Origin of the sequence: Curtobacterium sp. AG1037 (assembly GCF_003349855.1) — a bacterium.
Classification (GTDB): Bacteria; Actinomycetota; Actinomycetes; order Actinomycetales; family Microbacteriaceae; genus Curtobacterium; species Curtobacterium citreum.
In genome coordinates, this window is sequence record NZ_QQAO01000003.1 from 119239 (window position 1) to 143182 (window position 23944).

Genomic DNA, 23944 nt, shown 5'->3' on the forward strand with positions numbered 1-23944 from the left:
TGCACGCTGTTACTGGTTCTTGAGCTGGTCGACGACCTGGTCGTACTGCGGCGCGTTCATGAAGTTGCCGACCGACACGTGCTGTGCGTTCGGGTTCTTCTGCCGGGCGCGGTCCGTCAGCTCCTCCTGCGTGATGATGAGGTCCTCGGTGCCGTCGAGGTTCGCGATCGCCTTGTTGACGACCGTGACGCCCTCGATGCCTGCCTTCTTCACCTTGTTCCGCAGGACGCTGGCGCCCATCGCGCTCGAGCCCATGCCGGCGTCGCAGGCGAACACGACGCTCTCGACGCGGGTCGCCGTCGCGGTGCCGGAACCGACACCACCGAAGGCGGCCTCGGTCTCCTCCTCGGAGCGCGGGGCGTTGTTGCCGAGCAGGCCCGAGGTCGCGGCGTTGACGTCGCGGCCCTTGTTGGCCTGGAGCTTCGCCATCGCGGCGGTCATGTCGCCACCGCCGTTGGCGAGGTCACGCTTCCGGCTCGCGAGCAGGAAGAACGAGGCCACCGCGAACGACACCGCCGCGGAGAGGACGACCGACAGGATGACGCCGACGTAGCTGTCCTTCGCCGTCGCCGTGAGCACCGCGATGATCGAACCGGGCGACGCCGGGGCGACGAGGCCGGACTGGAAGGCCACGTTCGTCGCGACACCGGTGGCGCCGCCGAGGATGACCGCGAGGAACAGGACCGGCTTCTGCAGCACGTACGGGAAGTAGATCTCGTGGATGCCACCGAAGAACTGGATCAGGATGGCGCCGGGAGCGGTCGAGCGGGCGATGCCGACACCGAAGAAGGTGAAGGCGAGCAGGATGCCGAGACCGGGGCCGGGGTTCGCCTCGAGCAGGAACAGGATGCTCTTGCCGGACTGCTGGACCTGCTGCGCGCCGAGCTGGTCGAGCACACCGTGGTTGATGGCGTTGTTGAGGAAGAACACCTTGGCGGGCTCGATGATGACGCTGGCGAGCGGCAGGAGCGAGCTGTCGACGAGGAACTTCACCGCGGCGCCGAGGCCCTCGGCGATCAGCTTGAACAGCGGGGCGAGCCAGAAGAAGCCGATGAGCGCGAGCGCGAAGCCGAGGATGCCGGCCGCGTAGTTGTTCACGAGCATCTCGAAGCCCGGCTTGATCTTGCCGTCCCAGATCTTGTCGACCTGCTTGATGAGGTACGCGCCGAGCGGGCCGCAGATCATCGCGCCGAGGATCATGATCGTGCCGTTGGCGCCGATGATGACGCCCATCGCCATGATCGAGCCGACGACCGCGCCGCGGGTCTCGTAGATCATCCGGCCGCCCTGGAAGGCGATCGCGAGCGGGATCAGGTAGGTCAGGATCGGGCTGACGAGACCGATGTTCGCGACCCCGTTCGTCTCGCCGAAGCCGCCGAGGACGCCGACGGGCGTCCAGCCGGTCTCGATGAAGAACGCGGTGATGAGGCCCCACGCGATGAAGATCGCGATGTTGGGCATGACCATGCCGGAGAGGAAGGTGCCGAACTTCTGCACGGCGACGCGTGCGCCGCCCCGCGACTTCGCGGGAGCGTCGGGCGCTGCAACGGACGACGTTGTCATGTGCCTGGCTTTCTGTGATGGGTGCTGCAGTGGTGGAGGGTGTGGGGTGATGCTGTGCTGCGGTGGTGCTGCGGCTAGACGGCGTGCGCTGCGGCCGCGGCGGACTTGGCAGCCGCCGCGGTGCTCGCGGCGAGCGCCGCCTTCGCCATCTCGCGGGCCTGGTCGAGCGTGTGCTTGCCGAGTTCGGCGCGCACGTCGGCAAGGGCCGCGGGGGTCATCGAGAGGGTGGTGGCGCCGAGGCCGACGAGCACGACGGCGAGCAGCGGGTCGGCCGCCGCCTCGCCGCAGATGCCGACCGCCTTGCCGGCGGCCTGCCCGGCCTGGCCGAGCTGCGCGACGAGGCGCAGGACGGCGGGGTGCCACGGGTCCTGGTAGGACGCGACGGTGCCGAGCATGCGGTCGGCGGCCATCGTGTACTGGGTCAGGTCGTTCGTGCCGATCGACACGAAGTCGGCGTGCGTCAGGACCTGCTCCGCCATCAGGGCGAGCGACGGCACCTCGGCCATCACCCCGGCGGTGCGGATCCCGAGGTCGCGGGCGAGGTCGACGAAGTACTCGGTCTCCTCGGCGTCGGCGACCATCGGGGCCATCACCCAGAGGTTGGCCTCGGTCGCCGCGTCGGCCTGCGCGAGGGCGGTGAGCTGGTCGCGCAGCACCTCCTCGTGGTTCCGGAGGGCGCGGAGGCCGCGACGGCCGAGCGCCGGGTTCTCCTCGTCCTTGTCGGTGAGGAACGGCAGGGGCTTGTCGGCGCCGGCGTCGAGCGCGCGGACGACGACCTTCTTGCCCGGGAACGCCTCGAGCAGCTGGCGGTAGGACGCCGTCTGCTGCTCGACGGTCGGGGCCGTCGGCGCGTCGAGGAAGAGGAACTCGGTGCGGAAGAGCCCCACGCCCTCCGCACCGAGAGCAACGGCACCGGCGGCGTCGGCGGGGCTGCCGAGGTTCGCCAGGAGCGGGACGGTGTGGCCGTCGGCGAGCGCACCGGCAGTGAGCGGCGCGGACGCGGCGGCGGCACGCTCGGCGATGCGGCGCTCGACGTCGGCGACGAGCTCGTCCGACGGGTCGGTGACGACCGTGCCGGCCGCGGCGTCGACGACGACCTCGGTGCCGTCGGCCAGGGCGTCCGCCCCGGTGACGCCGACGATGGCCGTGATGCCCTTGGCGCGGGCGAGGATCGCGGTGTGCGAGGTCGGGCCGCCGTCACGGGTGACGAGCGCCTGCACCTTGTCGAGGTCGAGGAGTGCGGTGTCGGCCGGCGCGAGGTCGCGGGCGACGAGCACGAAGGGGGTGTCCGACTCGGGGACGCCGGGAGCGGGGACGCCGCGGAGCTTCGCGACGATGCGCTGCGCCACGTCGTCGAGGTCGGCGGCACGCTCCCCCATGTAGCCGCCCATGCCGACGAGCAGGTCGCGGAACTGGCCGAACGCCTCGAACACGGCGCGCTCGGCGTTGGTGCCGCCGTCGATGCGGGCGTGCACGTCGTCGAGGAGCGTGGGGTCCTGCGCCATGAGCGCCTGCGCCTCGAGCACGGCCTGGGCGTCGCCGCCGGCGAGCTGCCCGCGCGTGTTGAGGTCCTCCGCGACCACGGCGAGCGCGTCGTGCACGGCCTGCTTCGCGTCGTCCGCGGAACCCTCGAGCGGGGCGGTCGACGGTTCGCCGAGCGGGTCCGCCATTCGGAGCACGGGGCCGTGGGCGACGCCACGGCCGACGCCGGTGCCGAGCAGTTCGGTCATTCGAGACTCCTTCATCTCACGCGGAGGTGCTTGGGGCTGCCGCGCGATGAACGAGGGCTCGACCGCGGCGGCGTGACGTCACACTACCCCGATCCACGTTGACAAACAAACACATCCGGGGATAAAAATGCAGAAACAGATGCCCGTTTGCGTCTGACGGACGAACCGATCCGCGCTGATCCGTCGAGATCGTGCCCGGTCGTGTCCGTTCTGTTCCGAGCACGCCGATCGACCGAGACGACGAGGTCCATGTACGCACCAGAGCGCCACCAGCGCATCGTCGAGCAGGCGCGGGCGCACGGCCGGGTCGACGTGAAGGACCTCGCCGAGCTCCTCGCGGTCACGCCGGAGACCATCCGGCGCGACCTCACGAGCCTCGAGCGGCGTGGCCTCGTCCGCCGCGCGCACGGTGGCGCCATCCCCGTCGAGCGGATCACCCTGCACCCGGGGGTCGGCGACCGCGGCGGCATCAACCAGGCCGAGAAGATGGTCATCGCCGAGGCGGCCCTCGGCGAGCTGCCCGAGAACGGCTCGGTGATGATCGACGCCGGGACCTCGACGATCTGCCTCGCCGAGATGCTCCCGACCGACCGGGGGCTGACCGTCGTCACGCACTCGCTCCCCGTCGCGATGGCCGTCGCGAACCGCCCCGGCATCGACCTGCACCTGCTGGGCGGCAACATCCGCAGCGACTCGCTCGCCGGCGTCGGGACGTGGACGCACCAGCTCATCGGCATGGTGAGCGTCGACGTCGCCTTCATCAGCATCAACGGCATCACGCCCGAGCGCGGCCTCACCACGCACAACATGGCCGAGGCCGCCGTGAAGAGCGCGATGATCAAGTCCGCGCGCCGGAGCATCCTGCTCGCCGACCACACGAAGTTCGGACGCGAGGAGTTCGGCCGCGTCGCCCCGCTCGCCGCGATCGACACGATCATCACCGATCCCGCCGTCAACGCCGACCTCGTCCGCGAGGTCGAGGCGGCCGGCACCGAGGTCTTCTGGCCCGGCCGCGACTGACGTCCGGCCGCCAGGACCGTCCCACCCGGCGCTCGCTACCATGAGCGCCACCACCCCGTCGACAGGAGTTCATCGATGTCCGAAGCCACCCGCACCGTCACCGTCGCCAGCGCGTCCGGCCTGCACGCCCGCCCCGCCTCGCTGTTCGTCCAGACCGTCACCGCGTCCGGCCACCAGGTGACGATCGCCAAGGGAGACAAGTCCGGCAACGCCGGCAGCATCCTGGCCCTCCTCGGCCTGGGCATCGAGAACGGCGACGAGGTCACCCTGACGGTGTCCGGCGACGACGCCGACGCGACCGCCGACAGCCTGGTCGAGTTCCTGCAGACGGACCACGACGCGGCCTGAGCGCGCAGGTCGCGGTCGCGACCAGACGACGGACGGGAGGCACGGTGCCAGCTGGCGCCGTGCCTCCCGTCCGTCCGTGCGCGCTCGCACGGCCGTCATGGAGCAGATGACGTCGCGTCGCCCGTCCGCACCCGACAGTTGCTGCTCCACCGATGCAGGGACGGCGGCGGGACCGGCCGCGTCCGCGCCCGCCGATAAGGTGGTCGGCATGACACGCCTGCGCCTCGCATCCGTCAACGTGAACGGCGTCCGCGCCGCGTTCCGGAAGGGCATGGGCGACTGGCTCGCCACCCGCGACGTCGACGTGCTCGCCCTCCAAGAGGTCCGTGCGTCCACCGACGACCTGACCGGTCTGCTCGGCGACGAGTGGGACGTCGTGCACGACCCGGCGACGGCGAAGGGCCGGGCGGGCGTCGCGATCGCGTCGCGGAAGCGCGCGCACCTGCACCGCGTCGAGCTCGGCCCGGCCGACTTCGACTCGGCCGGCCGCTGGATCGAGGCCGACTACGAGGTCGGCGACGCCACGGTCACGGTCGTGTCGGCGTACGTGCACTCGGGCGAGGTCGACACCCCCAAGCAGGACGAGAAGTGGAAGTTCCTGGACGCGATGACCGAGCGGCTCCCGGCGCTCCGCGCACACAACCCGCTCGCGGTCGTCGTCGGCGACCTCAACGTCGGCCACGACCAGCGCGACATCAAGAACTGGAAGGGCAACGTCAAGCGTGCCGGGTTCCTCCCGCGCGAGCGTGCTTACTTCTCCCGGTTCTTCGGCGCCGACGGCGAGCAGGTCGAGGGCGCGGACGGCTCGACCGGACCGGGACTCGGCTGGGTCGACGTCGGTCGCGAGCAGGCCGGCGACGTCGACGGCCCCTACACGTGGTGGTCCTGGCGTGGCCAGGCGTTCGACAACGACAGCGGCTGGCGCATCGACTACCAGGTGGCGACTCCCGAACTCGCGGCGAAGGTCGCGCAGTACACGGTGGACCGCGCCGCGGCGTACGACCAGCGATGGTCCGACCACGCCCCCGTGGTCGTCGACTACGAGCTCTGATCCTCCTCCCACCCCCGCACCACCAGGACACCCCATGACCACGACGCGCATCTTCTCCGGGATCCAGCCCTCCGCCGGGTCCCTCCACCTCGGCAACTACGTCGGGGCGCTCATGCAGTGGCGCGACCTGCAGGACGACCACGACGCGATCTACTGCGTGGTCGACATGCACGCGATCACCTCGCCGCAGGACCCGGCCGAGCTCCGCGCGAGCACCCGGGCGACCGCGGCGCAGTACATCGCCTCGGGCATCGACCCGACGAAGTCGACGCTCTTCGTGCAGTCGCACGTCCCCGCGCACACCGAGCTGGCCTGGGTCCTCAACACCCTCACCGGCTTCGGCGAGGCCAGCCGGATGACCCAGTTCAAGGACAAGTCGGCACGTCAGGGTGCCGAGGCCGCGTCCGTCGGACTCTTCACCTACCCGATCCTGATGGCCGCGGACATCCTGCTCTACGACACCGCCGTCGTCCCGGTCGGGGACGATCAGCGCCAGCACGTCGAGCTGACCCGCGACCTGGCGAACCGCTTCAACTCCCGGTTCGGGGACACGTTCGTCGTGCCGGAGGCCAAGATCGGCACCGAGACCGCGCGGATCTACGACCTGCAGGACCCGACGAGCAAGATGAGCAAGTCGGCCGCGTCCGACAACGGCCTCATCCGCCTGCTCGACGACCCGAAGCGCACCGCGAAGAAGATCCGGTCGGCGGTCACCGACACCGAGCGCGAGATCCGGGCGGACCGGCAGGCGAAGCCCGGCGTCACGAACCTCCTCGCAATCCTGTCCGCGTTCACGCGCACGCCGGTCGCGACGCTCGAGGAGCAGTTCGTCGGCAAGGGCTACGGCGACCTCAAGGGCGCGGTGGCCGACGCCGTCGTCGCCGAGCTCGAGCCGGTGCGGGCGCGCACGCTCGAGCTGCTCGACGACCCCGCCGAGCTCGACCGCCTGCTCGCGGTCGGTGCCGACCGCGCGGAGTCCATCGCGCAGGCGACGCTCGCCCGGGTGTACGACCGCATCGGCTTCGTGCCCCGCACCCGCGGCTGACGATGCTGCCCGTCACGCTGTCGTCGGACCGGGTCCGGCTCGACCTTCCGACCCGGTCCGACACGGCGGCGATCACCGCGGCGTGCCAGGACCCCGACGTCGTGCGGTGGACCACCGTGCCGACGCCGTACACCGAGCAGCACGCACGGACCTTCCTGGACGCCCTCGTCGGCCCCGGGTGGGCATCCGACCGCGAGTACACCTGGGCGATCCGCCGCACCGAGTCGACCTGGCTCGAGGGCGTCGTGTCCTTCCGCACCGAGCACCGCGACCTCGGCTTCTGGCTCGCGCCGTCCGCGCGGGGCGCCGGGCTCATGCACGAGGCCGTCGGCCTGGTCATCCGGTGGGCGTTCTCCCAGGGCGCCGCGGACGTGTACTGGGAGTGCTACGAGGGCAACACCGCGTCGGCGTCCGTCGCCCGCTCGGCCGGGTTCTCGTTCACCGGTACCGGTCCGGCGCGCATCCCCGCCCGGGACGGCGCGCCCACGACGGCCTGGACCGGGCTCCGTCGCGCGGACGGCGTCCCGGCGTCGGCCCTGCCCTGGCCGGACGCATCGTTCCGCGACGGCGGTGTCGTTCGCTGACAGGGGACAAGTCGGTGACGCGTCACCACGCTCCCGTCGGTAGTGTCGGAGCGTGACCACGTCCCCCCTCCCGCCGGCCCGTCCGGCCGAGGTCCGTGCGATGCAGCGAGCGCTCGACCTCGCGGCCCGCGGACCCGTCGTCGGCGACCATGCCCGCGTCGGCGCCGTGGTGCTCTCCGCCGCCGGGGACGTCCTCGCCGAGGGCTGGCACAAGGGCGCGGGGACCCCGCACGCCGAGGTCGACGCGATGGCCAAGCTGTCGCCGGAGCAGCTCCGCGGGGCCACGGCCGTCGTGACCCTCGAGCCGTGCAACCACACCGGACGCACCGGCCCCTGCGCCGTCGCACTCATCGAGGCCGGCGTCGCCCGGGTCGTGTACGCCGTCGACGACCCGGGCGTCCAGGCGCGCGGGGGCGCCGACCGCCTGCGCGCCGCCGGGATCGAGGTGGTCTCCGGTGTCCTCGCGGACGAGGCCGAGGCCTTCCTCGAGCGCTGGCTGCTGTCGGTCCGCGCCGGGCGGCCGTGGGTCACCGTGAAGTGGGCGTCGAGCCTGGACGGTCGTGCCGCGGCCGCCGACGGCACGAGCAAGTGGATCACCGGCGCGGCCGCCCGCCAGCACGTGCACGAGCAGCGTGCCGCGCACGACGCCATCCTCGTCGGCACGGGCACCGTGCTCACCGACGACCCGAGCCTGACCGCCCGCGGCGACGGCGGCGAGCTCCTCGCCGACCAGCCGCTCCCGGTCGTCCTGGGCGACCGCCCCGTGCCCGAGGACGCCGCCGTCCGTCGGCACCCCCGCGGCCTCGTGACCCTCCCCGGGCACGAACTCGACACCGCCCTGCGCAGCCTGCGCGACCACGGTGTCCACTCCGTCTTCGTCGAGGGGGGTCCGACGATCGCGTCCGCGCTGATCGCCGCGGGTCTCGTCGACGAGGTGCTCGTCTACCTCGCCCCGGTGCTGCTCGGAGGTCCCCGGACCGCCCTCGGCGACGTCGGGGTGGGAAGCATCGGCGAGCGTCACCAGTTGGACGTAACATCGACCACCAGCCTCGGCCCCGACCTGCTGGTCCGCGCACGACCCCACCGTTCCCGGCCCGGTACCGGACCGACGACGACGGCCGACGAGCGCGGAGACGACGGGGCTCACGACGACCGGAGCACCCCATGACCGACGCACTCACCTCCCCCACCCCGGGCAGCCCGGTCCAGTTCGAGGTCGCGACGAACGTCCCGACCACCCACGGCACCTTCCAGATGCGCGCATACCGCGACCTCGTCACAGGCGCGGAGCACGTCGCGATCATCGCGACGGACGACGACGGTTCGCTGCCCGGCCCCGGCGCGCTCGTGCGCGTGCACTCCGAGTGCCTGACCGGCGAGGCGTTCGGCTCGCTGAAGTGCGAGTGCGGACCGCAGCTCGACGCTGCGCTGGACACGATCGCCGCCGAGGGCGGTGTGGTCGTCTACCTGCGCGGGCAGGAGGGCCGGGGCATCGGCCTCATCAACAAGCTCAAGGCCTACCGCCTGCAGGAGGACGGTCTCGACACGCTCGACGCGAACCTGGCGCTCGGGCTCCCCGCCGACTCGCGGGAGTACGGCGGCGCGGCCGGCATCCTCGCCGACCTCGGGATCACGAGCGTCCGCCTGCTCTCGAACAACCCGGAGAAGCGGCGACAGCTCGAGGAGCACGGCATCACCGTCGAGTCCCTCGTGCCGCTCGTGGTCGGGGTCTCCGCGCAGAACGCCGGGTACCTCGACACCAAGCGCGACCGGATGGGGCACCAGCTCCCCGCGCACCTGCAGGCCGGCGCCGCGAGCTGACCACGAGCAGGGCTGCGCGGGCGACCGCGAAGCCCTGCTCGGAGCGGGCGACCGCCCAGCGCCGCGCCAACCGATCCTCGGTGGATTCGCAGCTGGGCGACCTCTGTCGTACGCTGGGTGCTCCGTCACGAGCGGTCCAACCCACCGAACGCACCCGGCAACGCCCCGCGCCACCCCGCGCGGACCAGCCGGTGTCCGCAGCTTCGGCACACCGCCGCGCTCGTCCGAGCGCTCCCCTCGGAGTCCCCCGCACCATGTTCGCCGCACCGGCACCCACGTCCACGACCACACCGGCCCCGGCCGCCGAGAACCCGCGCTCCCGCGTCGTCATCGCGAGCCTCGTCGGCACGTCGATCGAGTTCTACGACTTCTACGTCTACGCGACCGCCGCCGTCCTGGTCTTCCCGACGCTCTTCTTCCCGAACGAGGACCCGACGGCATCGCAGCTGTCGTCGTTCGTCACGTTCGCCCTCGCCTTCTTCGCCCGGCCCGTCGGGTCGATCCTGTTCGGGCACTTCGGTGACCGCATCGGCCGCAAGGCGACGCTCGTCGCGTCCCTGCTCGTGATGGGCGCCGCGACGTTCCTGATCGGCTGCCTGCCGACCTTCGCGAGCGTCGGGATCTGGGCGCCGGTGCTCCTCGCCGTGCTGCGCTTCGCCCAGGGCGTCGGCCTCGGCGGCGAGTGGTCCGGCGCGGCCCTGCTCGCGACCGAGAACGCCCCGAAGGGCAAGCGCGGGGTCTTCGGCTCGATGCCGCAGCTCGGCGCCCCGATCGGCTTCCTGCTCGCGAACGGTCTGTTCATCGCGATCAACGCCGCCATGCCCGCCGCCGCCGACGGCACCCCGAACACCGACTTCCAGGCGTGGGGCTGGCGCATCCCGTTCCTGCTGTCCGCGGTGCTCGTCATGGTGGGCCTCTACGTCCGCTTCAAGCTGGTCGAGTCGACCGTGTTCCGCGGCGTCCAGGAGAGCGGCACGGTCGCGAAGCTCCCGCTCAGCCGGGTGTTCCGCACGTCGTGGAAGGCCGTCGTCGTCGGCACGTTCGGCATGGTCGCCACGTACGTCCTCTTCTACTTCATGACGACGTTCACGCTGAACTACGGCACGAACCCGTCCGAGCCGGCACCGCTGCAGAAGCTCGGGCTCGGCTACAGCCGCGGTGAGTTCCTCACCCTGCTCATGATCGGCGTGGTGTTCTTCGGCATCTTCACCCCGATCGCCGGCTGGCTCGCGGACAAGTACGGTCGCCGCCGCACCCTGATCCCGACCACGGTCGGCATCGCCCTGTTCGGCCTGACGTTCCAGCTCTGGTTCGCCGCCGCCACCGGGCCGATCACCGTCGTGACGTTCCTGATCGTCGGGCTGTCGCTCATGGGCCTGACGTTCGGGCCGATGGGGGCGCTCCTGCCGGAGCTCTTCCCGACGAACGTCCGCTACACGGGCTCCGCGCTGGCGTACAACATCGCGTCGATCATCGGGGCCTCACTCGCGCCGACGATCGCGCTGCAGCTCTGGCAGCCGGACGGGAACATCTTCTTCGTCGGGCTGTACCTGACCGGGGCAGCCGTCGTGACGCTCGTCGCCCTCCTGCTCGTCCGCGAGACCAAGCAGGCCGGCCTCGCGGACGGGGACGCGATCGCCACGCGTCGCTGACGCGACCCCGATCGGACTGGAGCGCGCCCCGCTCAGCGGTGACGCGCCAGCGTCACGCGGGGCGCGCCGACCGAGCCTGCGAGGGAGGTGTGCCAGCTGGCACCGTGCCTCCCGTCCGTGCGTGCGCAGCGCGCACCCACCGGTCGGTGCGAGACTGGACGACGGCCGCCAGCACCTCCCGCACGGGCGGCAGGAACCAGGAACGATGAGTCTCTTCGCACGTGCCAAGAAGTCCGACGGGCCCCGCGCCAGCTTCGGACGGCTGCTGACCTACCTGTTCGAGAACAAGCCCGCGATGGCCGTGATCATCGTGCTGAGCGTCCTCGGAGCTGCCGCATCGCTCGCGCAGCCGCTCCTGGTGAACCAGGTCGTGACGGCCGTGCAGCAGGGCGACACCCTGTCGGTCCTCGTCTGGGTGCTCGTGGCGCTCGTGCTCGTGTCCGGACTCCTGAACGGCGTCCAGCACTTCCTGCTCCAACGCGCGGGCGAGGGCGTGGTGCTCTCGACGCGCCGCAAGCTCATCGCGCGGATCCTCAACCTGCCGATCTCGGAGTTCGACACGCGGCGCACGGGTGACCTCGTCTCCCGCGTGGGGAGCGACACGACGCTGCTGCGCGCGGTGCTCACGCAGGGGCTCATCGAGTCGATCGGCGGCGCGCTCACGTTCATCGGCGCGATCATCGCGATGGCCGTGATCGACCCGCTCCTCCTCGGCATCACGGTCGTCATCGTCCTCGTCGCGATCGTCGTCGTCGGCGGGCTCAGCCGGCGCATCCGCATCGCGTCGAAGCGGGCGCAGGAGAAGGTCGGCGACCTCACGGCCGCGATCGAGCGCGGCATCGGGGCCGTGCGGACCATCCGCGCCGCCGGTGCCACCGACCGCGAGGTCCGCGAGGTCGACGACCACGCGACCGAGGCCTACCGCCGCGGTCTCGACATCGCGAAGATGTCGGCGTTCGTCGTGCCGGTCGCGAGCATCGTCATGCAGGTCGCGTTCATCGCCGTCCTCGGTGTCGGCGGGGCACAGGTCGCCGCCGGGCAGATCACCATCGCGACGCTCATCACGTTCATCCTGCTGCTCTTCATGATGGTGATGCCGCTCGGGCAGGCCCTGGGCGCGGCGGTGGCCGTCGCGCAGGCGCTCGGCGCGCTCGGCCGCATCGAGGAGATCCTGCACCTGCCGACCGAGGACCAGGACGACGGCGCCGTGCGGGTGGCCGCCGCGACGGAGACGGACGACGCGATCGCGTTCGAGCACGTCACGTTCCGGTACGCGCGGGGCGCCGATGCGTCTGGCGCGGACGGGGCTGCGGGTGCGGGTGCCGTTGGTGACGGTGCTCCTGGTTCGGACGACGTCGTGCTGGACGACGTGTCCTTCCGGGTGCCGCGCGGTGCCCGGATCGCGCTCGTCGGGCCCTCGGGCGCGGGCAAGTCGACGACGCTCGCGCTCATCGAGCGGTTCTACGACCCGACCGCCGGCGTCATCCGGCTCGGCGGGGTCGACGTGCGCGGGCTCAACCGCGCGGAGCTCCGCGCCCAGATCGGCTACGTCGAGCAGGACGCCCCCGTGCTCGCGGGAACGATCCGGGCGAACCTGCTGCTCGGCTCGCCCGACGCGTCCGAGGCCGAGTGCGTCCGCGTGCTCGAGGCCGTGAACCTCGGCGACGTGCTGCACCGCGACCCTCGGGGCCTCGACGCGCAGGTCGGTGAGGACGGCGTGATGCTCTCCGGCGGTGAGCGGCAGCGGCTCGCCATCGCCCGGGCGCTCCTGGCGGCGCCGCCGATCCTGCTGCTCGACGAGTCGACCTCGTCGCTCGACGGGGTGAACGAGCAGAAGATGCGGCTCGCGATCGACGCCGTGGCCGAGGACCGCACCCTGCTCGTCATCGCACACCGGCTGTCGACCGTCGTGGACTCCGACGTCATCGTGGTGCTCGAGCACGGCCGCGTGGTGGGCACGGGCACGCACTCCGAGCTCGTGCAGTCCACCCCGCTGTACCGGGACCTGGCGAAGCACCAGCTCCTGGTCTGAGCCGTCAGGCGGCGAAGGGGTCCGGCGTCAGGACGTACACCGACTCCAGGTACTCCTCGATGCCCTCGTGCGACCCCTCGCGCCCGAGTCCGGAGGACTTCACCCCGCCGAACGGGAACGCGGCGTTCGACACGACGCCCGTGTTCAACCCGAGCATCCCCGTCTCCAGGCGCTCCGCCAGCCGCTGCCCGCGACGGAAGTCACCGGTGAACGCGTAGGCGACCAGGCCGTACTCGGTGTCGTTCGCGAGCCGGATGCCCTCGTCCTCGGTGGCGAACCGGGTGATCGAGACGACCGGGCCGAAGATCTCGGTCGTCAGGATGTCGGACCCCGGCTGCACGTCGTCCAGGACGGTGGGCGCGTAGAACGTCCCCGGCCGGTCGACCCGCTCCCCGCCGGTGATCAGCCGCGCCCCGCGCTGCACGGCGTCGTCGACCAGGGCCGCGGCCTTGTCCACCGCCCGGTCGTCGATGAGCGGCCCCATCGTCGTGCCGTCCTCGGTCCCGCGACCGATGCGGAACGCGTCCACCTTCGCGGTGAGCGCCGCGGTGAAGGCGTCCGCGATGCCCTCCTGCACGAAGAAGCGGTTCGCGGCGGTGCAGGCCTCGCCGACGTTCCGGAACTTCGCCTGCATCGCGGCCTCGACGGCCTGGTCCAGGTCGGCGTCGTCGAAGACCAGGAGCGGAGCGTTGCCGCCGAGCTCCATGCTCGTCTTGAGGACGGTGTCCGCGGCCTGCTTGAGGAGCGCCGAGCCGACCGGGGTCGACCCCGTGAAGGTGAGCTTCCGGAGGCGTCGGTCGGCGAGGATCGGCGCGGACAGGCCCTTCGCGTCGAGGGACGACACGACGTTGAGCACGCCGTCCGGCAGCCCCGCACGGCGGAACAGCTCGACCAGGAACAGCGTCGTGAGCGGGGTGAGCTCGGCGGGCTTGAGCACCACGGTGCAGCCGGCGGCCAGGGCGGGCCCGATCTTCCGGGTCGCCATCGCGAGCGGGAAGTTCCACGGGGTGATCGCGTACACCGGGCCGACCGGCCGGCGCAGGACGATCCCGCGGCCGGTGCCCTCCGGGTTCGTGCGGTAGTCGCCGTGGATCCGGACGGCCTCCTCCGAGAACCAGCGGAGGAACTCGGCACCGTAGGTCACCTCGCCCCGCGACTCGGCGAGGGGCTTGCCCATCTCGAGGGTCATGAGCGCGGCGAGGTCGTCCTCGTGCTCGAGCGCCAGGTCGAAGGCCCGGCGTAGGATGTCCGACCGCGTGCGGGGCGGTGTCGCCGCCCACGACTCCTGCGCGGCGGCAGCGGCGTCGAGGGCGGCCATGCCGTCCTCCGGTGTGGCGTCGGCGACCTCGGCGAGGACCTCCCCCGTCGAGGGGTCCCGGACGGCGAACGTCGCGCCACCGCTCGCGGCCCGCCACTGCCCGCCGATGAACAGGCCCGTCGGCACACCCGTCACGCGGACGTGCTCGTCCGCCACGGTCGTGGTCGGGCCGCCGTCGTGCTCGGTGCCGGTGGTGTCGGTGGTGCTGGTGGTGTCGGTCACAGTACTGCTCCTCCGGGGTTCGCGAGCCCCTCGTCCATGTCGCTGCGGTCGACGTGTCCGCCGACCGCTCGGATGTCGTCGAGCGCCGCAGCGCTCCGGTCCGGGTCGACGCCCGCCACCAGGTCCTCGTACACGGCGACGTCGAGGCCGGCTTCGCGGGCGTCGAGCGCCGAGGCACGGACGCAGTGGTCCGTCGCGATGCCGACGAGGTCGACCGTGGTCACGCGGCGCTCCGCCAGCAGGTCCGGCAGGGCGGTGCCGTCCTCGGTCACGGCCTGGAACGCCGAGTAGTCGGGACGACCCTGCCCCTTGAACACGTGGACGTCCAGGACCGAGGTGTCGAGGGCCGGGTGGTACTCGGCGCCGGCGGTACCGCCGACGCAGTGCACGGGCCAGGTGTCGACGAAGTCCGGGCCCGCCGCGCCGGCGAAGTGACCGCCGTTGTCGTCGTCGCCGTGGTGCCAGTCGCGGGACCCGACGATCAGGTCGTACTCGTCGGCGTGCCGACCGAGGAACGCGGTGATGCGCTCCGCGAGGGCGGCCCCGCCGGCGACGCCGAGCGCACCGCCCTCCGTGAAGTCGTTCTGGACGTCGACGACGAGCAGTGCCCTGGCCATGCCGTCCATCCTGCACCCGGCGGCTCCGAGCTCGGTCGGCCGCAAAGGCGACGCGCGCAGGACTCAGCGGAGCGCGAACAGGGCGGCGTCCGTCGCGGGGTCAGGACCCGGTGAGCTGCCCGCCGCACGAGTAGGTGGCCGCGGTCACGGCGTCGAGCGCGGGGAGCGCCGCCGCCCGCGACGAGCCGATCGCGTAGAAGGCGAACGTCAGCCGGGTGCCGTCCGCCGCGTCGATGTAGCCGCCGAGGGTGTTCGCGCTGTCGATCCACCCGGTCTTGGCGTGCACCTTGCCGCGCGCCACGGCGTTCGCCCCGGTGAAGCGGCTCGCGAGCGTCCCCGACTGCCCGGCCACCGGCAGCGACTCCGCGAGGGTCCCGAGGCCCTTCGCGCCGGCCGCGACCTGGACCATGAGGTGGGCGACGAAGTCGGGCGACACCGCGTTCGACGCGCTCTCCCCCGAGCCGTCCTTGATCACGATGCCCGCCGGGTCGACCCCGTACGACGAGAGTGCCTTCTGGTAGACCCCGGTGAGCGAAGCTGCGGAGCCGTCGGCGCCGGACTCCTTCGAGGAGATCCGCGCGAGCATCTCGGCCAGGGTGTTGTCCGAGTTCGGGATCATCTGCCCGATCAGCGTCGAGACGGGCTGCGAGGAGACCGTCGCGATCGTGTCCGTGCTCGTCGTGGCCCGCTTGACGATCTGGGCGTTCCCCGCTCCGACCACGCCCGCGTTCGCCAGTGCCGTCCGGAACGCCGCACCCGCGCGACCGACCGGATCGGTGGAGCGCGGCGAGGTCGCGGCCGCGGGGTTCGCCCGGTCGCCGTCCACCATGAGCGCCGTGACCTCGGGCTGGTACCCGATCGTCCGCTCGCTCACCGGCCACGTGGGGTCCCACGCGTCGGTGTCGTTCCAGTAGGTGTCGTCGGTGACGATCGTCGTGACGGGGGCGTCACCGAGCGACGCCTTCACCTGCTGGGCGAGCTGCGCCAGGGTCGGCGCCCCGGGGTAGACCGTGCCGCCGCCGACCGAGAGCGTCGGGTCGCCGTGACCGACGATCGCGATCGTGCCGTCCGACTCCTTCGTCACCGTCGTCGGGATCCGGTGGTCGCCGCTGAGGACCGCGAGGGCCGTCGCCGTCGTGAGGGTCTTCATCACGCTGCCGGTCTGCGCGGGCTGGTCGCCCTTGCGGGAGAACAGGACCTCGCCGGTCGCCGCGTTCATCACGTACCCCTCGAAGTCGCCGAGGCCGGGCGCCGAGGCCGCGGCGTCGATCGTGCACGTCCGCAGGGCGGACGGGCCGGCGACGTCCTGCGGCACCGACCGGCCGGCCGGCGTGGGCGTCGGGGTGGAGGTCGGGCTCGGGGTCCGGGACGTCGTCGCGGACGGCGCCGCGGCGGCGCTCGTCGACCGAGTGGTCGGAGCGGTCGCAGCGGCGATCGCGACGGCTCCCCCGGACCCGAGCACGAGGACGCCGGCCAGGGCACCCGCGATCCACGGCACCGGGCGGCGGGTGACGGCCCCGCGGACGGCGGCGACCGCGTGACGGAGGCGGTCGGCGACGGACTGCGACGAGGGCTGCTGGTCGGACATCCCGACCGATCCTACGGAACTGCGGGAGGAGCCTCCAGGCCGGATCCCGGAACCGACCGTCCACCGTCGGCCGGTGCACTCGAGGGAGCAGCGGTGTCGCCGTCGCCGTCGGCCGCGTAGCGGACGCCGACCTGGCGACGGGCCTCGTCCATCACGGCCATGATCGCGACGGTCTCCTCGGGGTCCATCGGACCGCCCTCGTGCATGCCGGAGGAGATCATCGCCTCGAAGGCGCGGGCCTCGTGCCCGTAGCCGGTGAGTTCCTCGCGCCCGTCGAACTCCTCGACCACGACGCCGTCCCGGTCCCGGATCCGCCAGGTCGTCGGGGTGTACCAGGTCGCGTCGAGGTCGATGCGGCCGTCCTCGCCGATGATCGACGCGGTGTTCGGGCTCCGCAGGTCCAGGCCGAAGTGGAGCATCGAGTGCGCGCCGCCCCCGTGGGTGAGCACGACGCCCATCTGCGTGTCGACGCCCTGGTCGCTCAGCGTGCCCGCCGCGGTGACCGCCGTCGGGACCCCGAGCACGTCGACCGCGAACGAGATCGGGTAGACGCCGAGGTCCAGGATCGCGCCCCCGCCGAGCGCGGGGTCGTTGAGGCGGTGCGTCGGGTCGGACGGCAGCGCCTGGTGGTGCGTGGCCTCGACCACCCGGGGGCGACCGATGCGCCCCTCGGCGATGACCTGGCGGATCATCGCGGACTGCGGCAGGAAGCGCGTCCACATCGCCTCCATCACGGCGACGTCGGCGCGGCGGGCGGCATCGACGACGCGGCGGGCCTCTGCCGCGGTGATCGTGAAGGCCTTCTCGACGAGGACGTGCTTGCCGGCGGCGACGGCGAGGAGGGCGTCCTCGGCATGCCGGGAGTGCGGGGTCGCGACGTACACCGCGTCGACGTCGTCCGCGGCGACGAGGTCCTCGTACGAGCCGTACGCCCGCGGGATGCCGTGCTCGGCGGCGAACGCCTCGGCGCGCTCCGGCGTGCGGCTGCCGACCGCGACGAACGCGATCCCGGCGGCGGTGCAGTCCCGCACGAACGAGTGGGCGATGCCGCCCGTGCCGATGACTCCCCAGCGAACCGTCATGCGTCCTGTCTACCAGTCGGCTCCGGGACGGCCGGTCGTGTGACGGGGTGGGTGCGCCCGGCGGACGCGTCGTGTCGCGCACGGGCTCGGCGCGTCCGGCGGACGGGTCGTGTCGCGCACGGGCTCGGCGCGTCCGGCGGGCGGGTCCCGGGCGTGCCCGGCGCGTCCGGCGGACGCGCCGGCGCGTGCCCGGCGCGTCCGGCGGGCGGGTCCCGGGCGTACCCGGCGTTGCGGCCCGGAACGGCGAGAACCCCCGCCTCCTGCTGGAGGACGGGGGTTCTCGGTGGAGCCGCCTGTCGGAATCGAACCGACGACCTATTCATTACGAGTGAATCGCTCTGCCGACTGAGCTAAGGCGGCGGGCACTCCGTTGCCGGAGTGGCACGGGTAAGGACTATACAGGTTCAGACGAGCGAACGCGAAACGAGCGCCCCGAGCTCGGCGAAGGACCGCTCCAGCTCGTCCACCAGGTGCGTCTCGGTCGTGCTGTCCGACCACTCCCACCAGGCGTGCCGCAGGGCCGCGAGCGCCACGATCGAGGCCAGTCTCGCCCGGCGCCGCAGCGCATCCGGGTCCGCGGCGTCCGCCAACGCGGGGTCCGTCGTCCGGAGTCGGGCGGCGACGGCGTCCTCGATCTGCGCCTGGAACTCCTTCATCGACGCCATCCGCCGACTGAACAGCTCGGGCGCGGCGCGCAGCACCTGCTGCCGCTCCTCGAGCAGGCCGCGCTCCTCGATGAGCTCCTCGGTCGCGTGCACCAGCAGGGTCCCCAGGTCGCCGAGCAGGTCCCCGCTCGGCCCGCCGGCGCGGAACGTCGCCAGGGCGTCGTCGTCCGGCAGCGTCGGGTCGTCGCCGAGGAGCGCCTGCTCCTTGCTCGGGAAGTAGTTGAAGAACGTGCGCGGCGACACGTCGGCGCGTCGCGAGACCTCGTCGACCGTCACGGCGGCGAGGCCGGACTCGATCGCGATCCGGAGGGCGGCCTGCTGGATCGCGAAGCGGGTGGCGCGGCGCTTGCGCTCGCGCAGGCCGGGAGCGGCGTCGGGCATGCGGTGATCTTCTCACGGGCGCCGGGCCCGCAGGTGGGGGCGGGGACGGACGGGAGGATCGTGGCGCGGCCCGCCGAGCGGGGGGCGGTGGTCAGCGGGTCGCGCGGGCGATCGTTGCGGGGCCCGCCGTGCGGGCGACGCTGGTCAGCGGGTCGCGCGGGCGATCGTGACCAGGAGGGCCTCGAGTGCCAGGAGCGCGGCGACGTTGGCGGCGATCCGCTGCCGTGCGAGGGCGATCGCGTCGAGGACCTCGAGCGCGGCCGCCGGGGGTACCGCTCCGAGGGCCCGGTCGAGTTCGTCCCGCATGGCCTCGTTCACCGGTTCCGCCGGAGCACCGAGCCCGAGCAGGAGCAGGTCGCGGTACAGCGAGGAGACGTCGACCAGGATGCGGTCGAGACCGTCCCGCAGGCTCCGCGTCGCCCGGCGCTTCTGGTCTTCCTCGAGGGCACGGAGCTGCGAGCGGAGCGCGGGCGGGACCGTCCCGCCGGGCTCGATGCCGAGGGACCGCAGGGCGGCGTCTCGTTCCTCGGCGTCGCGCTGCTGGGTGATCGCCTTCGCGTCCTCGTCCGCGACCGCGAGCAGGTCCGTCGCAGCCATCACGGCGTCACCCACGGAGCGCACGCCGAGCACGGTGGTCAGGGTGCGCCGTCGGCGACCGCGGGCCTCCTCGCTCGTGGCGAGCCGCTGGGCCATCCCGATGTGGCTCTGCGCCTGGCGCGCGGCATCCGTCGCGAGGGCACGGTCGACACCGGTGCGCGCGACGATGAGCTCGGCGACCGAGGCGACGTCGGGCACCCGGAGACGCACGGACCGGACGCGGGACCGGATGGTCGGCAGCAGGTCGGCCTCGCTCGGGGCGCACAGGATCCACACCGTCCGCTCCGGGGGCTCCTCGAGCGCCTTGAGCAGCAGGTTCGAGGTCCGCTCGGTCATGCGGTCGGCGTCCTCGATGATGACGACGCGGTACCGGCCCACCGACGGCGAGTAGTACGACGACGTCACGAGCTGCCGGATCTCGTCGATCGTGATGATCACCCGCTGGGTGGTCAGGACGGACACGTCCGGGTGGGTGCGCGCTGCGATCTGCCGGAGCGCGTGGTCGTCGTCGGAGCCTGCACCGACCAGCGCGGCGGCGAAGGCCGCGGCGACGTTCGACCGACCGGACCCGGGCGGGCCGGTGATGAGCCACGAATGCGTCATGCCACCGGTGTCCTCCGGCCCCTCGGCAGCGGACCGCAGCGCAGCCACCGCCTCGTCCTGACCGGTCAGGCCGTCCCACACGCTCACGTGGTCATCCTGTCAGCAGCCACCGTCACGCCGCGGGCACCAGGGCAGCGACGGCCGCACGGATGCGCTGCTGCACCGCAACGGGGTCCTCGGCGGCGTCGACGACCAGGAACCGGTCCGGCTCGGCCGTCGCCATGGCGAGGAACGCCTGCCGGACCGACTCGTGGAACGCCTCGGCCTCGGACTCGAGCCGGTCGAACGTGTCGCCCCGGGCCGCTGCCACCCGCGAACGGCCGACCGTGACGTCGAGGTCGAGCAGGACGGTCAGGTCCGGGACGAGCCCGTCGGCGGCCCAGTCCGACACCGACCGGATGTGGTCGGCGCCGAGGCCGCGCGCGACGCCCTGGTACGCCACCGACGAGTCGATGTAGCGGTCCTGCAGCACGACGTCGCCGCGCGCGACGGCGGGGCGCACCACGGTCTCGACGTGGTGCGCCCGGTCGGCCGCGTAGAGCAGGGCCTCGGCGCGCGGGGCGACGTGGCCGCGTTCGTGCAGGACGATCTCGCGGATCCGCTGCCCGAGGTCGGTGCCCCCGGGCTCACGGGTCCGGACGACCGTGCGGCCGCGCGCCTCGAGCCACGCCGTCAGCAGGGCGGCCTGTGTCGTCTTGCCGACACCGTCCCCTCCTTCGAGCGTGATGAACCACCCGCGCGCCGGCGATCCGTCCGCTGCTGCGAGCGGCGCTGTTCCGTCGGTCACTGCTTCTTCGGGGCGGCCTTCTTCGGAGCGGCCTTCCGCGCCGGGGCCTTCTTCTTGACCGGACCCTTGGCACGCTTGTCGGCCAGGAGCTGGACGGCGCGGGCGTGGTCGACGGACTCGACGTCCTCGCCGCGCGGGATCGTGGCGTTCGTCTCACCGTCGGTGACGTACGGACCGAAGCGACCGTCCTTCACCTTGATCGGCTTGCCGGACACCGGGTCCGCCTCGAACTCCTTGAGCGCGGCGCTCGCGGTCCGACGGCCGCCGTACTTCGGCTGGGCGAACAGCTCGAGCGCGCCGGGCAGGTCGACCTCGAAGATCGCGTCCTCGCTCGGCAGGGTCCGGGTGTCCGTGCCCTTCTTGATGTACGGACCGTAGCGGCCGTTCTGCGCCGTGATGTCCTCGCCGGACTCCGGGTCCTTCCCGACGACGCGGGGCAGGTCGAGGAGCTTCAGCGCGGTCTCCAGGTCGACGGTCTGCGGGTCCATCGACTTGAAGAGCGACGCGGTGCGCTCCTTCGGCGCGGCGGCCTTCTTCGTGGTCTTCTTCGCCGGCGCCTTCGTCGCGGTCGTCGCCGCTGCGGTCGTCGTCGCTGCTGCGGCCTCGGCCGGGGCAGGCTCCGTCACCTCGCCGGTCGCGGGGTCCACGGTGGGCTCGGGCTCGGGGGTCCGCTCGGTGACGTAGGGGCCGAACCGACCGTCCTTCGCCAGGACCTCCTTCCCGGACTCCGGGTTGATGCCCACGACGCGGTCGCCGACGACCGGGGCGTCGACGAGCTCCTGTGCCTTCTCGGCGGTGAGCTCGTCCGGCGCCAGGTCCTCGGGGACGTTCACGCGTCGAGGCTTCTCGGGGTCCTCGCCCGGCACCTCGATGTAGGGGCCGTACCGACCGATGCGGAGCGTGAGCCCCGGCGCGAGCTCGACCGAGTTGATGTCCCGCGCGTCGATCTCGCCGAGGTTGTCGATGACCGTGCGCAGACCACGCTGGTCGCCGCCGCCGAAGTAGAACTCCTTGAGCCAGTCGACCCGGTCCTCGTCGCCGCTGGCGATGCGGTCGAGGTCCTCTTCCATCCCGGCGGTGAAGTCGTACTGCACCAGGTCGGCGAAGTGGTCCTCGAGCAGCCGGACCACGCTGAACGCGATCCAGTTCGGCACGAGTGCGCTGCCGCGCTGGGTCACGTAGCCGCGGTCCATGATCGTCGAGATGATCGCGGCGTACGTCGAGGGTCGACCGATGCCGAGCTCCTCGAGCGTCTTCACCAGGCTCGCCTCGGTGTACCGCGGCGGGGCCGAGGTGTCGTGGCCCTTGGCGTCGACCTCGCTGACGCCGAGGTGGTCCCCCTCGGCCATCTGCGGGAGCTTCGCGTCCGCGCCGTCGGCACCGCCGTGGCGCTCCTCGTCGCGACCTTCCTCGTACGCGTTGAGGAAGCCGCGGAAGGTGATCACGGTGCCGGACGCGGTGAACTCCGCGTCCGTGCCGTTCGCCGTCGACGCCAGGCCCGTGACGGGCTCGGTCGACGTGATCCCGAGGACGACCGACGCGGTCGAGCCCTTGGCGTCCGCCATCTGCGACGCGACCGTGCGCTTCCAGATGAGGTCGTAGAGCTTCCAGTCGTTGCCGCGCAGCACCCCCTCCATCTCGGACGGGGTCTTGAAGGTGTCGCCCGCAGGCCGGATGGCCTCGTGCGCCTCTTGCGCGTTCTTGCTCTTGCCGGCGTAGCTGCGCGGCTTGTCCGGGACGGTCTCCGGACCGTACAGTGACGACGCCTGCTTGCGGGCGGCCGTGATCGCCTGCTGCGACAGGGACGACGAGTCCGTTCGCATGTAGGTGATGTGGCCGTTCTCGTACAGCCCCTGCGCGACGCTCATCGTCTGCCGGGCCGAGAAGCGGAGCTTCCGCGCGGCCTCCTGCTGGAGCGTCGAGGTGGTGAACGGCGCAGCCGGACGGCGCGTGTACGGCTTCGAGTCGACGCTGCGGACGACGGCGTCGCCGGCCTGCTCGAGCACACGGGTCAGGGCAGCGGCGGACGCCTCGTCCAGCCGGACGGCCTCGCCCTTGAGCGCACCGCGGTCGTCGAAGTCGCGACCGGAGGCCACGCGGGCGCCCTGGAGACGAGCGAGCCGGGCGGTGAAGGCGGTGTCGCCGACCTTCTCGAAGCGCGCCGTCAGGTCCCAGTAGTTCGCCGAGACGAACGCCAGGCGCTCGCGCTCCCGGTCCACGACGAGACGGGTCGCGGCGGACTGCACGCGCCCGGCGGACAGCCCGGGTCCGACCTTGCGCCAGAGCACCGGCGAGACCTCGTACCCGTAGAGCCGGTCGAGGATGCGACGGGTCTCCTGGGCGTCGACGAGCGCGGTGTCGAGTTCGCGGGTGGCCTCCTGCGCGCGCTGGATGGCCTCCTTCGTGATCTCGTGGAACACCATGCGCTTCACGGGCACCTTGGGCTTGAGCACCTGCAGGAGGTGCCACGCGATGGCCTCGCCCTCGCGGTCCTCATCAGTTGCGAGGTAGAGCTCGTCGGCGTCCTTGAGCGCCCGCTTGAGCTCGGTCACCGTCTTCTTCTTCGCGTCGGAGACCACGTAGTAGGGCTCGAAGCCGTTGTCGACGTCGACGGAGAACTTGCCGAGCGACCCCTTCTTCAGCTCGGCCGGCAGGTTCTTGGGCTCGACGAGGTCGCGGATGTGTCCGACTGACGCCTGGACTTCGTATCCGTCACCGAGGTATTGCGCGATCGTCTTCGCCTTCGCGGGGCTCTCGACGATCACGAGCTTCTTCGTGCCTGGCACGTGACTCCTTGATCGATGGTGCACGCCGGCTCCGTCCCGCACGGGGACCATGGACGACCGGGACGACGGTGACCGGGGGCCGACGTGCACACCATACACACACTGTCGGCACGTCCCGGTGGGCGGACCGGCCACCGCGAGCGCGCCCACGGCGAACGCTCCGGAACCGACCGTGACGCCGACCCGGGCGACGGAGCCCGCCGTCCGACAGTCGGTGAGCCGCGCGTCGTTCGCGCTGGCGACCCGACCGGCAGCGGCGCACGGCGCACCGGCCACGAGCCCGACGGCGGCCGCGGCAGCGGCGATCGCCGCCGAGTCCGCCGTGGCCGCCGCACGAGTCGACAGGACCCGGTCGCGCGCGGCGCCGAGCGCCACCGAGCCGACGAGCAGGACGAGGGCGACGACCCCGACCAGCAGGATCGTCGCTGAACCGCGGTCCGACCGGAGCACCG

The 23944-nt window shown here is 72.3% G+C and carries 18 protein-coding genes, 1 tRNA gene and 1 pseudogene; 9 read left to right on the forward strand and 11 right to left on the reverse strand.

The genetic code is table 11. From position 1 onward, the window contains the following. Positions 1-9: 9 nt before the first annotated feature. Complete coding sequence (locus DEU32_RS05240; RefSeq protein ID WP_114849644.1) at positions 10-1563, reverse strand: PTS mannitol transporter subunit IICB; 1554 nt, start codon at positions 1561-1563, stop codon at positions 10-12. A gap of 74 nt (positions 1564-1637) precedes the next feature. Continuing rightward, a complete protein-coding gene (gene ptsP, locus DEU32_RS05245; RefSeq protein ID WP_114849645.1) occupies positions 1638-3293 on the reverse strand; it encodes a phosphoenolpyruvate--protein phosphotransferase in 1656 nt (551 codons plus the stop codon). 249 nt (positions 3294-3542) lie between these two features. On the opposite strand from ptsP, the gene DEU32_RS05250 reads away from it, so the two are divergent. The 9 genes and pseudogenes from DEU32_RS05250 (at position 3543) to DEU32_RS05290 (ending at position 12846) form a co-directional block, all read left to right on the forward strand. After that, on the forward strand, positions 3543-4313 hold the full coding sequence (locus DEU32_RS05250; protein WP_058742742.1) for a DeoR/GlpR family DNA-binding transcription regulator: 771 nt from the start codon (positions 3543-3545) through the stop codon (positions 4311-4313). A 75-nt stretch (positions 4314-4388) separates the two neighbouring features. Further along, positions 4389-4661 carry an HPr family phosphocarrier protein gene (locus DEU32_RS05255; RefSeq protein ID WP_114849646.1) on the forward strand — a complete coding sequence of 91 codons (273 nt, stop codon included), beginning with the start codon at positions 4389-4391 and terminating at the stop codon, positions 4659-4661. A 208-nt stretch (positions 4662-4869) separates the two neighbouring features. Next, positions 4870-5712 (forward strand): exodeoxyribonuclease III, encoded by an 843-nt coding sequence (locus DEU32_RS05260; protein WP_114849865.1) that lies wholly within the window; start codon positions 4870-4872, stop codon positions 5710-5712. A 34-nt stretch (positions 5713-5746) separates the two neighbouring features. Further along, the gene (gene trpS, locus DEU32_RS05265) at positions 5747-6757 is read left to right on the forward strand and encodes a tryptophan--tRNA ligase (RefSeq protein ID WP_114849647.1); all 1011 of its coding nucleotides are present in this window, start codon (positions 5747-5749) and stop codon (positions 6755-6757) included. 2 nt (positions 6758-6759) lie between these two features. Beyond that, positions 6760-7341 (forward strand): GNAT family N-acetyltransferase, encoded by a 582-nt coding sequence (locus DEU32_RS05270; protein WP_114849648.1) that lies wholly within the window; start codon positions 6760-6762, stop codon positions 7339-7341. Between the two features lie 100 nt (positions 7342-7441). After that, complete coding sequence (gene ribD / locus DEU32_RS05275) at positions 7442-8509, forward strand: bifunctional diaminohydroxyphosphoribosylaminopyrimidine deaminase/5-amino-6-(5-phosphoribosylamino)uracil reductase RibD (protein WP_114849866.1); 1068 nt, start codon at positions 7442-7444, stop codon at positions 8507-8509. Positions 8510-8538: 29 nt separating this feature from the next. Beyond that, a pseudogene (gene ribA, locus DEU32_RS05280) lies at positions 8539-9162 on the forward strand (GTP cyclohydrolase II); the annotation flags it as partial. A 254-nt stretch (positions 9163-9416) separates the two neighbouring features. Further along, entirely contained in the window at positions 9417-10814 is a 1398-nt protein-coding gene (locus DEU32_RS05285) for an MFS transporter (RefSeq protein WP_114849649.1), read from the forward strand. A 205-nt stretch (positions 10815-11019) separates the two neighbouring features. Beyond that, entirely contained in the window at positions 11020-12846 is a 1827-nt protein-coding gene (locus DEU32_RS05290) for an ABC transporter ATP-binding protein (protein WP_114849650.1), read from the forward strand. Positions 12847-12850: 4 nt separating this feature from the next. Here DEU32_RS05290 and DEU32_RS05295 read toward each other — a convergent pair whose 3' ends face one another. From DEU32_RS05295 to topA, 9 genes are all read right to left on the reverse strand, one after another. Further along, positions 12851-14320 (reverse strand): NAD-dependent succinate-semialdehyde dehydrogenase, encoded by a 1470-nt coding sequence (locus DEU32_RS05295; RefSeq protein WP_114849867.1) that lies wholly within the window; start codon positions 14318-14320, stop codon positions 12851-12853. Positions 14321-14382: 62 nt separating this feature from the next. Next, positions 14383-15003 carry an isochorismatase family protein gene (locus DEU32_RS05300; RefSeq protein WP_114849868.1) on the reverse strand — a complete coding sequence of 207 codons (621 nt, stop codon included), beginning with the start codon at positions 15001-15003 and terminating at the stop codon, positions 14383-14385. A gap of 100 nt (positions 15004-15103) precedes the next feature. Continuing rightward, positions 15104-16591: a D-alanyl-D-alanine carboxypeptidase/D-alanyl-D-alanine-endopeptidase gene (gene dacB / locus DEU32_RS05305; RefSeq protein WP_114849651.1), complete on the reverse strand. Its 1488-nt coding sequence runs from the start codon at positions 16589-16591 to the stop codon at positions 15104-15106. Positions 16592-16602: 11 nt separating this feature from the next. Continuing rightward, positions 16603-17673, reverse strand: a complete 1071-nt coding sequence (locus tag DEU32_RS05310) for a Gfo/Idh/MocA family protein (RefSeq protein WP_114849652.1) — start codon at positions 17671-17673, stop codon at positions 16603-16605. A gap of 284 nt (positions 17674-17957) precedes the next feature. Continuing rightward, positions 17958-18033: transfer RNA gene (locus DEU32_RS05315), tRNA-Thr, on the reverse strand. A gap of 44 nt (positions 18034-18077) precedes the next feature. Then, positions 18078-18719, reverse strand: a complete 642-nt coding sequence (locus tag DEU32_RS05320) for a TetR family transcriptional regulator (protein ID WP_114849653.1) — start codon at positions 18717-18719, stop codon at positions 18078-18080. Positions 18720-18863: 144 nt separating this feature from the next. Next, entirely contained in the window at positions 18864-20006 is a 1143-nt protein-coding gene (locus tag DEU32_RS05325) for a DNA polymerase III subunit delta' (RefSeq protein ID WP_114849654.1), read from the reverse strand. Between the two features lie 25 nt (positions 20007-20031). Next, positions 20032-20706 (reverse strand): dTMP kinase, encoded by a 675-nt coding sequence (gene tmk, locus DEU32_RS05330; protein WP_114849655.1) that lies wholly within the window; start codon positions 20704-20706, stop codon positions 20032-20034. Continuing rightward, positions 20703-23942, reverse strand: a complete 3240-nt coding sequence (topA, locus tag DEU32_RS05335) for a type I DNA topoisomerase (RefSeq protein WP_114849656.1) — start codon at positions 23940-23942, stop codon at positions 20703-20705. Before topA ends, tmk begins: the two co-directional genes overlap by 4 nt. Positions 23943-23944: the final 2 nt, after the last annotated feature.